10 protein-coding genes are annotated in these 12363 nt (G+C 65.2%); 9 read left to right on the forward strand and 1 reads right to left on the reverse strand.

Going from position 1 to position 12363, the window contains the following annotated elements:
- From AC3RCC_RS25685 to AC3RCC_RS25720, 8 genes are all read left to right on the forward strand, one after another.
- On the forward strand, positions 1–1521 hold the full coding sequence (locus AC3RCC_RS25685) for a xylulokinase (protein WP_492257026.1): 1521 nt from the start codon (positions 1–3) through the stop codon (positions 1519–1521).
- 2 nt (positions 1522–1523) lie between these two features.
- Positions 1524–2579 (forward strand): ABC transporter ATP-binding protein, encoded by a 1056-nt coding sequence (locus AC3RCC_RS25690; RefSeq protein ID WP_492257027.1) that lies wholly within the window; start codon positions 1524–1526, stop codon positions 2577–2579.
- Positions 2580–2628: 49 nt separating this feature from the next.
- Positions 2629–3951, forward strand: a complete 1323-nt coding sequence (locus tag AC3RCC_RS25695; RefSeq protein WP_291638175.1) for an ABC transporter substrate-binding protein — start codon at positions 2629–2631, stop codon at positions 3949–3951.
- A 53-nt stretch (positions 3952–4004) separates the two neighbouring features.
- Positions 4005–4874 carry a carbohydrate ABC transporter permease gene (locus AC3RCC_RS25700; RefSeq protein WP_291638174.1) on the forward strand — a complete coding sequence of 290 codons (870 nt, stop codon included), beginning with the start codon at positions 4005–4007 and terminating at the stop codon, positions 4872–4874.
- Positions 4874–5701, forward strand: a complete 828-nt coding sequence (locus tag AC3RCC_RS25705; protein ID WP_291638173.1) for a carbohydrate ABC transporter permease — start codon at positions 4874–4876, stop codon at positions 5699–5701. The genes AC3RCC_RS25700 and AC3RCC_RS25705 overlap by 1 nt, the downstream gene beginning before the upstream one ends.
- A gap of 17 nt (positions 5702–5718) precedes the next feature.
- The gene (locus AC3RCC_RS25710; RefSeq protein WP_492257028.1) at positions 5719–6777 is read left to right on the forward strand and encodes a glycerol dehydrogenase; all 1059 of its coding nucleotides are present in this window, start codon (positions 5719–5721) and stop codon (positions 6775–6777) included.
- A gap of 165 nt (positions 6778–6942) precedes the next feature.
- On the forward strand, positions 6943–8385 hold the full coding sequence (locus AC3RCC_RS25715) for an aldehyde dehydrogenase family protein (RefSeq protein WP_492257029.1): 1443 nt from the start codon (positions 6943–6945) through the stop codon (positions 8383–8385).
- Positions 8386–9020: 635 nt separating this feature from the next.
- Entirely contained in the window at positions 9021–9848 is an 828-nt protein-coding gene (locus tag AC3RCC_RS25720; RefSeq protein ID WP_291638170.1) for an FkbM family methyltransferase, read from the forward strand.
- Positions 9849–10257: 409 nt separating this feature from the next.
- On the opposite strand, the gene AC3RCC_RS25725 is transcribed toward AC3RCC_RS25720, so the two are convergent.
- A complete protein-coding gene (locus AC3RCC_RS25725) occupies positions 10258–11238 on the reverse strand; it encodes a LysR family transcriptional regulator (protein ID WP_492257030.1) in 981 nt (326 codons plus the stop codon).
- 273 nt (positions 11239–11511) lie between these two features.
- Here AC3RCC_RS25725 and AC3RCC_RS25730 point away from each other — a divergent pair, with 273 nt between their 5' ends.
- Entirely contained in the window at positions 11512–12360 is an 849-nt protein-coding gene (locus tag AC3RCC_RS25730; RefSeq protein ID WP_291647596.1) for a transporter substrate-binding domain-containing protein, read from the forward strand.
- Positions 12361–12363: the final 3 nt, after the last annotated feature.

Consider the following 12363-nt stretch of genomic DNA (forward strand, 5'->3'; position numbering starts at 1 on the left):
ATGAGCGCGGCCGATACGCTGTTGCTCGGCATCGACCTCGGCGCCGGCTCGCTGAAGGCGAGCCTCATCCGCCTGGACGGGTCGCTCGAAGGAGAGGCCAGCCACCCGGTCTCGACGCTTGCCCCGCAACCGGGCTGGAGCGAGCAGGACCCGGCCGAGTGGTGGCGCGCAGTCTGTGCGGCGGTGCCGGCTGCGCTGGCGAAGACCGGCCGCAGCCCGGCCAGCATCGCTGCGCTCTCCTTCTCGGCCGGAGCCCATACGCAGGTGCTCGAAGATCGCGATGGGCGCATCATCCGCCCAGCGATCCTCTGGAACGACCAGCGCTCGGGCCCGCAGACCCGGGCCCTGCGCGAGCGCGCCGACGATCGCATCCTGGAGCTCGGCTTCAACCGGGCGAACCCGACCTGGACGCTGCCGCAGATGCTCTGGCTGAAGGAGCATGAGCCGGAAGCCTTCCAGCGCGTGCACCGGCTCTATCTCGCCAAGGACTGGCTGCGCAGCCGCTTCACCGGCGGCTTCGAGACCGACACGATCGACGCCGTCGGCGCCTTGATGGCCGATGCGCGCACGCTGCAATGGTCGCAGGAACTCTGCGACCTGATCGGCTGGAACATGGCAACCCTGCCACCAATCGTCGCCGCGACCAGCCGCTGCGGCAGCGTGACCGCGGAAGCCGCGCGCCAGACGGGGCTCCTCGCTGGCACGCCCGTGATTTGCGGCACTTCAGATACGGCGGTCGAGACTTACGGCGCCGGAATGATGCGCCCGGGCCTTGGCGTCGCCAAGCTCGCCACGGCCGCGACGGTCAGCGTGCTCTCCCCGCACGCCGTGCCGCACAAGGAGCTGATCAACTATCCGCACGTTATACCCGACCACTGGTATGTCATCACCGCGACGAACTCCTGCGCCTCCGCTCACAAATGGCTGCGCGACACCTTCTTCCGTCGCGAAGGCGAAGACGGGCAGGCTGCGTTCGATGCGATGGAGCGTGCCGCCAACAGCGTCGGCGCCGGCAGCGAAGGGTTGTTCTTCCATCCCTATCTGAATGGCGAACGCAGCCCCCATTGGGACCCGATGTTGCGCGCCGATTTCGTCGGCATCGGCTTCAACCATGGGCCGGGGCATTTCGTGCGCGCGCTCTATGAAGGCATTTCCTATTCGTTGCGCGACTGTCTCGAGGTGCTGCGTGCGAACGGTCTCGGCTTCGAGACCGCGCGCCTGACCGGAGGCGGGGCGCGCAGCCCGCTTTGGCGCCAGATCCTCGCCGATGTGCTGGCCGTCAAAGTCGAATTGCCGGCCGTCGCCGATGCCAGCTTCGGCGCAGCGCTGCTGGCAGGCGTCGGGATCGGGGCCTATTCCAGTGCGACAGCCGCCGAACAGGCGATCCGCGTCGTCGCCACCCACGAGCCCGATCCGAGCCGGGTCGAGCTCTACGAGCGCGGATCTGCGCTCTACCGAGACATCCAGGCGGCGCTCGCCCCGCTCAATCACCGCATCCGCGCCCAGTACGGAGCGAGCTGATCATGGCCTCCGTCACGCTCCAAGGCGTCAGCAAGTCGTTCGGCAGCATGGCGGTCGTCGATGCGGTCGACCTGTCGATCGACGAGGGCGAGTTCATGGTGCTCGTCGGCCCCTCGGGCTGCGGCAAGTCGACGACGCTGCGCATGATTGCGGGGCTCGAAGAGAGCACCGGCGGCACGATTCGCATCGGGGGGCGCGACGTGACGCGTCTGGAGCCGCGCGAACGGAACATCGCCATGGTGTTCCAGAACTATGCGCTCTATCCGCACAAGAGCGTGCGCGAGAACCTCGCCTTCGGCCTGAAGATGCGCGGCGCCGGCAAGGCCGAGATCGAACAGCGCGTGACCCACGCCGCGCAGATGCTGAAGATCGAGAATCTGCTGGCGCGCAAGCCGCGCCAGCTCTCCGGTGGCCAGATGCAGCGCGTCGCCCTCGGCCGGGCGCTGGTGCGCGAGCCCGACGTCTTCCTGTTCGACGAGCCGCTCTCAAACCTCGACGCCAAGATGCGGGTCCATATGCGCGACGAGATCGCCCGTCTGCACCGGGCCGTCGGCACCGCGATGATCTACGTCACCCACGACCAGGTCGAGGCGATGACGCTCGGCGACCGGATTTGCGTGATGCGCGACGGCGTCGTGCAGCAGGTCGGCCGCCCGCTCGAGGTCTACGACCGGCCTGCCAACCGCTTTGTCGCCGGTTTCATCGGCTCGCCCGAGATGAACTTCGTCGAGGGTGCGATCGAGCAGCGCGACGGGCGTCTCGTCTTCGCTGCCGGCGAGTTCACGATACCGCTCGCCCCGGCGATGGCAGGCACCGGCAAGGTCACGCTCGGCATCAGGCCGGAGCATCTCAAACGCGATCCATCCGGCTTCGCCGCACGTGTCGTCCATATCGAGCGCATGGGCGACGAGAGCGTGCTCACGCTCGATGCCGGCGTAGCCCTGCGCGTCCTGATCGATCGCGACGATGACATCGCCGAGGGCGACACGCTGCGCTTTGCGGCCCCGCCGCACCGGCTGCACCTGTTCGACAAGGAAGGAAAGACCCTGCGGAGCTGAAACCGGCGCAAGACCGGTTCAACCGACAATGAAACGAGGAGGAGACGCGATGACGACCAGGAAGACCGGCGGGCTCTCCCGCCGCTCGCTGCTGACAGCGGGCGCCGGGGCTGCAGCAGCCACGATCTACATGCCGGCCGTGCACTCGCAGGTGCATGAGCTGCGCTTTCTCAACGGCGAACCCGCCGTCGACTCGGTGCGAGCCCTGCGTGTCGCAGCCGCGCAGTATGAGAAGGAACGCCGGATCAAGGTCACGATCGACACCGTGCCCTCCGGCGACGCCTATACGCGCACCGTCTCAGCCATCAAGGGCGGGCGGCCCTACGACATCTCGACGCTGATCTTTGTCGCCCATGTGCTGACCCTCGCCAATGAAGGCCAGCTCACGCCGATCACCGAGCTCGTGAACCGGCACAAATGGGGCAAGCGGATCCTGTTCCCGGTGAACGGGCAGCACTACTGGTACATGTACGACTACAATCTGTGCTGGCTGTTCTACCGCAAGGACCTCTACGATTCCGCCAAGCTCGAGCCGCCCAAGACCTGGGCGCAGCTGCTCGAAAACTGCCGCAAGACCTCCGGCACCGAGGGCGGCAGCCAGCGCTTCGGCATGGCGACGCCGATCGGCAACAACGACGCGACCAATTGGATGAGCCTGGCCTATATGTGGGCCGACGGCATCTCGCTGTTCGACGACAAATGGACGAACACCTTCGCCAGCGAGGAGAACCGCAAGCGCGCGGCCGCCTATCTCGATTTCTTCGGCGAGATGTACAAGACGATGCCGCCCGGCATGACGCAGGCGGGCTTCGGCACCATCACCGCCGCCTACTCCTCGGGGCAGGCAGCGCACGCGCCTTACGCCGGACGCCTGATCGAGATCCTCGAACAGCGCGCACCCCAGCTCGCGGACAAGTACGGCATGATGCCGTACCCCGACAGCGCCGGCAAACAGGCCGCGGTCAACCATGGTTATGACGGCTGGGTCGTCGGCAAGACGCCGATGGCCGAGGAGGCGGTGCGCTTCCTCGAATGGTTCTCGGACGCGCACTACATCAACTTCCTGCACTCGGCGCCGCTGCATTTCCAGCCGCCACGCCTCGACATCTACGAGGATGCACGCTGGCGGGCGCATCCGTTGATCGAAAAGCATGCCGGTGCGGTGAAGACGATGCAGGGCTTCCTCGAGGACCCCAACATCGTCATCCGCTCGGTCGACACCGAGGGACCGGCACCGGATCTGCGCCCTGCGAAGATCTTCGAATCCTGGGTGTTCCCGGAGATGCTCCAGAACAAGGTGCTGAAGAACCTATCGTCGCAGGACTGCGTCTCGCAGGCCGTCGAGAAGATGAACCGCGCCATTGCCGGCTGAGCCGCGCACCACAACGCAAAGGAGGGCGGGCCCTTCGGGGCCTGCCACCGCCCATGCCTTCACGCTATGACTGGGTGATCTGGACCGTCTTCTGGAGCGGGCTCGCGCTGACGGCGCTGTTCGTCGGCGGCCCCGTGCTCGACGCGCTCTGGCTGTCCCTGCACCAGGCTTCATCCTTCATCGCCGAGCCCCGCTTCGTCGGCCTCGCCAATTACGGGCGCGTCGTCGTCGACCCGGAGTTCTGGCGGGCTATGGGCAACGGGCTGTTCTATGCGCTGACCTCGATCGGGCTGCAGGTCGTGCTCGGCATCGCCTTCGCGCTCGTGCTGAACCAGACCTTCCCGGCGCAGCGGCTCGTGCGCGGACTGGCGACGCTGCCCTATCTCCTGCCGACCGTCGTCGTGGCGCTGACCTTCCAGTGGCTGTCGGATGGCTCGGTCGGGCTCGTCACGGTGTTGATGCGCGATCTCGGCTTCGGCACCATTCCCTGGTTCGAGCAGCCCTGGACCGCCCGCATGTCGGTGGTCCTCGCCTCCGTCTGGCTCTGGACGCCCTTCGTCACGATCTGCGTGCTCGCCGGGCTGCAGACGATTCCGCCGGCATTGTACGAAGCGGCGCGTGTCGACGGAGCCGGGCCGGTCGCGCTGTTCTGGCATGTCACGCTGCCGCAGCTCAAACCGGTCCTGACCGTCGTGGTCCTGCTGCGCGGGATCTGGATGTTCAACAAGTTCGACATCATCTGGCTGCTCACCAAGGGCGGCCCCCTCGGCGCCACCGAGCATCTGCCGATCATGGCCTATAAGCGCGCCTTCTCGCTGTTCGACGTCGGCGGCGGCGCCGCCGTGGCGACACTCTCCTTCCTGATGCTGTCGATCGTCGTCACGATCTATCTCAGGCTCTTCCCGCTCGAGGAGAAACGCTGATGCGTCGCTCCGCCTCTGCCCGGATCGGTATCGGCTTCGCGGCTTTCGCCATCGCCGCCTGGTCGTTCTTCCCGATCTACTGGATGATCGTCTCCAGCCTGCGCTCGCAGCAGGAGCTGTTCACCCGCCCGACTCTGCTGCCGAGCTCATTCTCCCTGGAGAGCTACCAGCAGCTTCTGGAAGTCACGGACTATCCGCAGCAATTCCGCAATTCGATCGTCGTTGCACTCGCCGTGGTGGCGATCACGCTCGTCGCCTCGATCATCATCGCCTATGCGGTGACGCGCTTTCGCGTGCCGTTCAAGCTGATGATCGTCGGCTCGATGCTCTACGCCTACATGTTTCCGCCGATGCTGCTCGCGATCCCGCTCTACGGCATCTTCGTCTCGCTCGGCATCGCCGACAGCCTTTTCGCTCTGGTCATTGCGCATTGCACGCTGACCTTGCCGCTCGGCGTCTGGCTGCTCTGGGGCTTCTTCAAATCCATGCCCTTCGAGCTCGAGGAGGCGGCCATGGTCGATGGCTGCACGAGGCTCGGCAGCTTCGTGCGGGTCGTGCTGCCGCTGTCGCTGCCGGGCATCGTCACCGTCGCGATCTTCGCCTTCCTGCTCTCCTGGACCGACTACACCTATGCGCTGGTGATGATCTCGTCGGATACGCAGAAGACGCTGCCTGTCGGTCTGGCCTCGATGGTCGGCTCGTTCGAGTTGCGCTGGGGCGAGGTGATGGCCGGCGCGACCTTGATCGCGCTTCCCCTGTTCCTGATGTTCACCCTGCTCTCGCGATACTTCATCCAGGGCCTGGCGGCCGGCGCGACAAAGGGCTAACCCGAACCGAGGCGAAGATGAGCTTACGCATCCTCGGCGCGCCGCGCCGCTACATCCAGGGACCGGGCGTAGCCGCCTCTCTTGGCGAGCATGTCGGCCCGCTCGGGCAACGGCCAGTTCTCCTCGCGGACCCGATCGCGCTCGAGCGCGAGGGCTCGCCTCTGCCGGGCGCGCCGGCGCTCGTCTTCGGCGGCGAGATCACCCATGCCGAAATCGAGCGGCAGGCGGATGCCGCACGCCACGCGGGTGCCGATGTGATTGTCGCCATGGGCGGCGGCAAGGCGATCGACACCGGCAAAGGCGTGGCGCGACGCCTTGGCGTACCCCTTGCCGTCGTGCCGACCGTGGCCTCGAACGACGCCCCGACGAGCCGCTTGATCGTCATCTATGACGAGAAGCACGCCATCGCCGAAGTCGAGTTCCTGCCGTCCAATCCCGACATCGTCGTCGTCGACACCGCGATCGTGGCGCGCGCCCCGCGCCGCCTGCTGGCGGCTGGGATCGGCGATGCCCTCTCGAAGACCTTCGAGGCCAATGCCTGTTTCGCGGCGCAGGGTCGCAACTTCTACGGTGCGACCCCACCGCGCGCGGCGCTCGCGCTCGCCGATGCCTGCTACGCCACGATCCGGCGCCATGGCGAGGCGGCACTTGCCGCCGTCGATCGCCAGACGCCGGATGCAGCTCTCGAGGACGTGGTCGAGGCCTGCGTCCTGATGTCCGGCCTGGGCTTTGAATCCGGTGGGCTGTCGCTCGCCCATTCGCTGACGCGCGGGCTGACGGCCCATCCGGCGCTCGCCGGCGCCCTGCATGGCGAACTCGTCGCCTACGGCACCATGTTGCAGATCGTCTATGAGAGCCGTGGCGCGGAGTTCTGCGAAGACGTCGCCGGTTTCGCCCGGGATTGCGGCTTGCCCGTCAGTCTCAAGGCTCTCGGCATCGAGAACCCCGGCGACGACGACTACCGCACCATTGCCGGCCCGACCTTGGCGGCGCCGCACATGAAGCATCTGGCCCGTCCCGCGACAGTTCAGTCCCTGGTCGAGGCCATGCGCCAGGTCGAGGCGGGTCGAAGCTAAGCCTAGCATCCTGTCCGCAGAAGAAGGGCGCTCGATCAAGCCGCGAACTGAATCGAGACCAGCGATGCGCCCGGCTCATGCGCCGGGGTCGGAAGCTGCAGGCCCGCTTGCCGATCGAGCTGATAGTCTGGGGAACGAGAACGATCGAACTCCCGGAGGAACGGCATGCTCGAGAAGAAGCGCTTCTACATCGACGGTGAATGGGTCACGCCATCTGGCGGGCAAGAGCTTGCGGTGATCGACCCCTCGACCGAGGAGGCTTGCGCCGTGATCCTGCTCGGCGACGAGGCGGATGCGAATGCCGCGGTCGCTGCGGCGAAGCGGGCCTTTCCGGCCTGGTCGAGGACCGAGCCGGCTTCGCGGCTGGAATATGTCGAGCGCCTGCTGGAGATCTACAAGCGCCGGGCTCCCGAAATGGCCAAGGCGATCAGCCAGGAGATGGGGGCTCCGATCGACATGGCGCTCGCCAGCCAGGTCGGCGCCGGCGCCTACCACATCGCCAATTTCATCACGGCCTTCAAGGATTTCCAGTTCTTGCGGCCGCTCGGCCCGCACGCACCGAATGATCGGATCCAGATGGACGCGATCGGCGTCGTCGGCCTGATCACGCCGTGGAACTGGCCGATGAATCAGGTGACGCTGAAGGTCGTGCCCGCTTTGCTGGCCGGCTGCACCATGGTGCTCAAGCCCTCCGAGGTCGCCCCGCTCTCCTCGATGCTGTTCGCCGAGTACATCGACGAGGCCGGCTTCCCCAAGGGCGTGTTCAACCTGGTCAATGGCGATGGCGCCGGCGTCGGCACGCATTTGTCGTCGCATCCCGATATCGAGATGATCAGCTTCACCGGCTCGACCCGGGCCGGCGTCGCGATCTCCAAGGTCGCGGCCGAAAGCCTGAAGCGTGTGGTGCTCGAGCTCGGTGGCAAGGGCGCCAACATCGTCTTCGCCGATGCCGATCCGAGCGCGGTCAAGCGTGGCGTGCTGCACTGCTTCAACAATACCGGGCAGAGCTGCAATGCGCCCACCCGCATGCTGGTCGAGCGCTCGATCTATGATCGCGTCGTCGAGGAGGCCAAGACGGTTGCCGAAGGCGTCGCGGTCGATTCCTCGCACAAGCCGGGCAAGCATATCGGCCCGCTCTCCTCGGAGGCCCAGTTCCGCAAGGTCCAGGACCTGATCCAGAAGGGCATCGACGAGGGTGCCCGGCTGGTCACGGGCGGCGTCGGCCGGCCGGATGGGCAGAACAGGGGCTATTTCGTCCGCCCGACCGTGTTCGCCGACGTCAACAACCAGATGACCATCGCCCGCGAGGAAATCTTCGGCCCCGTCTTGTCGATCATCCCGTTCGACGGCGAGGAGCAGGCGATCGAGATCGCCAACGACACGCCCTATGGGCTGACGAACTATGTCCAGTCGAGCGATGGCGAGAAGCGCAACCGTGTCGCTTCGCGCCTGAAGTCCGGCATGGTCGAGATGAATGGCAATCCGCGCGCGCCCGGCGCCCCTTTCGGCGGGGTCAAGGCGTCGGGGCGGGCGCGCGAGGGCGGCGTCTGGGGAATCGAGGAATTCCTCGAGCCCAAGGCGATCTCCGGCTGGACTGCGCAGAGCTAGGTCGCCAAGCGTTCGACCGGACGTGGATGGCCGATCGAGCTCTTTGTGAAAGCATCGCCCGAAAGGTGGATTCCGCTTTTCGGGCGATGCTCTCGCGGTGAGCTTTCGATAGGCTGCCCATCCGGTCCCGCCCGAGGAAGCTGAGGTTGCGAAGCTTCGGACCCCTCGGAGGAACCGGATGAACATGCACGAGAATGCCGGTTGACGCGCCCGGCCGAGAACGGATCGCGCGGCAATCAGCGCGCCTGCGACCACTCCTCGCGATAGAGCCTCGTCGGTTTCTTCTGGCTCGTCGCGACGCCCTGCGGTCCAGCATGATGTGGAGACAGCGATGGCCTCTACTCAAATCTTGAGGAAGAGCAGAGCCTCAGATCAGTGCCCGTCCTATCGGCGACGCAGATTTGACTGGGGTGGGCAAAGCCTTATCGTATCGCCCAGTGACACAATGATGACCGGCAACAGGGGCAAGCGAGGCATCTATCGATATTTTACCCGTGTAGCTGCGGGCTGTCCGAGAACAGGTGGTCAACCTGTGCTGTCGCGATTAACATGGTGGCGAGTAGAAAATTGCATTAGCCGAGCTTAACGCGGCCAAACCTGCCGCATGATTGAGATATGCGTTTCTGAGGGTTTCGATGACAGCCACTGAAGTTGCGTCAGCACCGACTAAAGTCCCGGAAATGCGGACCGTCACTCTCGCCGCAGGCGCCTATCCGCCGATCAGCCTTACTGCACCAGCGCATTGTCACGTCCCGCGTGTCATCGAGAAACACGGGCTGGGAGCGCATGAGCCGCATGCGATCGCTGCTTGCCTCGCAGCAATGCAGGTGACCAAGGGGCCGTTCTACGATGTCGGAGCGAACGTTGGCGTCTTCTCGCTCCTTGTTGCCGCAACTTTGCGCCGTCCTTGCGTATCTTTCGAGCCCACGCCCGAACTGGCTGATGCGTTGGACGATGCCGCGCAGCGGCATTACCTGCCAATCGAGTTGAGGCGCGTGGCTCTTTCCTCCAAATTGGGGGTCGCAAAGTTCTATCTGTCTGCGCGCTCCGATGCGTCCAACAGCCTGAACCCCAAATTTCGGGCTCATTCGGGCGAGATCGATGTCGAATGCGACACACTCGATAATCTGGCGCCGGCTGAAATCGGCGTGCTCAAAATCGATACCGAGACGACAGAGCCCGACGTCATCCGCGGAGCGGCCAAGACGATCGCGAGGCTGCGGCCCTTGATCGTCATCGAAGTGCTGCCGTCTGGTAGATCGGCCGCGTTCATGAACGATTTTCTGCGCGATAGCGGCTATGTCGCGTATCATATCACCTCAAAGGCGACCTGGCGGCTCCGGCGAGCGGTTGAAGTCGCCGAAGCTGGGGAAGACCGCAATTGGCTTTTTGCGCCTCAACCGATCGCGGATGGCTTCTGGACGCATCTGGACGCCTGGCGCTGGCGGCTGATCGCAAAATAGGCGAGCAGCCCCCGGGTGACCGGCTCATGGCGTCACAACCCGTTGCGGATCGAAGCGAGCATGCTGTCGTCTCGCCAAGGCGCGCTGTCATAGGCCCGGTCGGCGAAAAGTAGCTTGCGCGGCGCGGTCGAGCCGGCATTTCGCCGCTCGCGCCTTGTCCTGTGCGTCAACATCGAACTTGTCACATCAGACGCTCTCGACCCTGATCGGCGGCGACCACCACCATGCATGCCGGGCCGGCGCCGACAGCGCCGGCTCCGGCCAGAACCGCATCCTGCACTACAGACATGTCCAAGATCGTCGCTGAGATAGCCAGGCTCGATCCTGGCCTCCCAACCTCGAACTTCGGGGCGAAGACATCGACAAATCCAGGGGCGCTTCGGACCCGCATCTGGTAGGATTGGCGACGTCAGAATGCTGTGGGCGGGTGCAGCCTCACCTCCTGCGTCACCCAGGGCATCAATTCGCCGAACATGGGCAGATAGACATCGCGGAAGATCGCCCGCGCGACATCGGCAACCTTGGCGGGCAATGGGCCGAGCTCGCCAGCCCGGGCCACGATCGAAACCGGCCGGCTGAAGGCCGGGCCGGGAAAGCGGCGCAGCTCGATCGCCGAGAGATGGCTTATGCTGCGCGCGATCGAGGTCGCCGGCAACAAGGCCCAGCCGAAGCCGCCCGCGACCATCGCTGCGACCGAGTCGACGCTGTCGAAGGCGAAAGCGAACTCCGGCTCCAGCTTCATCCGCCTCAGATGGCGGTCGATCAGTCGGCCGAGAGCACTGCTCAGGCTGTTGCGCACGAAGGTATTCTGCATCGCATAGGCCTTGAAGACGGCAAGATCGGACAGATCGGGCGCGCCCTTCGGCACCAGCAGCACGATCGGCTCATCCATCACGTCATGGCGTTCGAGCCCAGCCGCATCGTCGAAGCGGCCGGCTGCGACCAGCAGGTCGAGGCTGCGGTCCAGCAGGCGCGCGCGCAACCCGTTGTTGAAATCGGTCGAGATCGAGAACGCCCGGATCTGCTGCTTCGCGCCCCGGATGAAGTGGGGCAGGAAATGGATCGCCAGCGAATCGATCAGGCCGATCCGGATGCTCGGCAACAGCGCGTCGAAGCCGAGGCGGACGTCGGCATCGAGCACCTTGGCCTGCGTGATCATCAGCTCCGCATGACGTCTGACGATGCTGCCGAGCACGGTCGGCATCGTCGGCCGGCGGGAGCGATCCAGCAGCGGCGCGCCGAAATGGCGCTCGAGCTGGGTCAGCGCGTGCGACACGCCGGACGGCGTGATCCCGACATCACGGGCCGCGAGAGACAGGCTGCCGCGCTCGCAGATTGCGGCGAAGATCGCGAGCTCGCGCAGGTGAAGATTGAGAAATGCCCGCTCCATCAGCTCAGCATAGCGCTTTTCATTGCGATCTGGTCACTTTAATTATGAGCTTCTCGCACAATGACTGCTGTTGCCTCACGGAGAGCAGCGGATAAGCCTTTGTAATATTATAGTTTAATCTGCTCTGCTTCAGCGTCGAATTTGCCGCTGTCCATTTCTTGGGCACGGCTTTGATTGCCCAGTTCCGGGCGAGCGCCTAAGCCTTCTTCCGCTCTACGAAGACGCCCGCATGACAACGATCGGGCGGGCACTTGGCGGTAAGGGGAACTGTCCATGCTTTTGACACGTCGTGCATTGAACCGCGGCATTCTGGGGGCCGGCCTGCTCGGAGTTTCCGGCCGCAGCGCCAGCGCCGAGACCACCCTTGAACGCATCAAGAAGGCCGGGGAGCTGGTTGTCGCCACCGAAGGGCAGTACCCGCCCTTCGAATTCGTGCGCGACGGCAAGCTGGTAGGCCTCGGCCGTGACCTGCTCGAGGAGGTTACCGGCAAGCTCGGCGTCAAGCTGAAGCAGCTCGACCTGCCATTCCAGGGCATTCTGCCCGGCCTGATCGCCAAGAAATTCGATCTGGTCGCAACCTCGCTGGGGCTGACCGAGGAGCGCGCCAGACGCTACGCCTTTACCATGCCGACCGGCATCAGCCAGGCGCATGTGCTCAAGCGCAAGGGCAATGCGGCGATCTCCTCGTTGGCCGATCTCAACGGCAAGGTGGTCGCGACGCAGCTCGCCTCCTCGGTCGAGCCGACTGCCAAGGCTTTGGACGAGAAGCTGAAGGCCGAGGGCGGCAAGGGTTTTGCCGAGCTCAAGCTTTTCCCCGCCTTCTCCGACACCTTCCTGGCCGTGGGCAGCGGCGTCGTCGATGCCGCGATCGCCAATCTTCCGCTCATGTTGCTGCTGATGCGCGACCGCCCGGGAGTCTTCGAGATCGTCGGACCGGCGACCGAGCGCAAAACCTACCTCGCCTGGGCGACCCGCCCGGAGGATGCCGAGCTCCGCGACTTCGTCAACGGCGTCTTCAGGGAGCTGCGCGCCAGCGGAAAGATGGGCGAGCTGCAGGAGAAATGGCTCGGCATCAAGCTCGACCTGCCCGATACCGGCTACCTGCCGGCCGGCGCGCTCTAGACG

Source organism: Allobosea sp. GW823-FHT01F03, assembly GCF_058798075.1.

What these genes read in the sequence shown, in the direction of transcription:
- AC3RCC_RS25685 (WP_492257026.1), top strand. Translation starts at nt 1, where the DNA reads ATGAGCGCGGCCGATACGCTGTTGCTCGGCATCGACCTCGGCGCCGGC.
- AC3RCC_RS25690 (WP_492257027.1), top strand. Translation starts at nt 1,524, where the DNA reads ATGGCCTCCGTCACGCTCCAAGGCGTCAGCAAGTCGTTCGGCAGCATG.
- AC3RCC_RS25695 (WP_291638175.1), top strand. Translation starts at nt 2,629, where the DNA reads ATGACGACCAGGAAGACCGGCGGGCTCTCCCGCCGCTCGCTGCTGACA.
- AC3RCC_RS25700 (WP_291638174.1), top strand. Translation starts at nt 4,005, where the DNA reads ATGCCTTCACGCTATGACTGGGTGATCTGGACCGTCTTCTGGAGCGGG.
- AC3RCC_RS25705 (WP_291638173.1), top strand. Translation starts at nt 4,874, where the DNA reads ATGCGTCGCTCCGCCTCTGCCCGGATCGGTATCGGCTTCGCGGCTTTC.
- AC3RCC_RS25710 (WP_492257028.1), top strand. Translation starts at nt 5,719, where the DNA reads ATGAGCTTACGCATCCTCGGCGCGCCGCGCCGCTACATCCAGGGACCG.
- AC3RCC_RS25715 (WP_492257029.1), top strand. Translation starts at nt 6,943, where the DNA reads ATGCTCGAGAAGAAGCGCTTCTACATCGACGGTGAATGGGTCACGCCA.
- AC3RCC_RS25720 (WP_291638170.1), top strand. Translation starts at nt 9,021, where the DNA reads ATGACAGCCACTGAAGTTGCGTCAGCACCGACTAAAGTCCCGGAAATG.
- AC3RCC_RS25725 (WP_492257030.1), bottom strand. Translation starts at nt 11,238, where the DNA reads ATGGAGCGGGCATTTCTCAATCTTCACCTGCGCGAGCTCGCGATCTTC.
- AC3RCC_RS25730 (WP_291647596.1), top strand. Translation starts at nt 11,512, where the DNA reads ATGCTTTTGACACGTCGTGCATTGAACCGCGGCATTCTGGGGGCCGGC.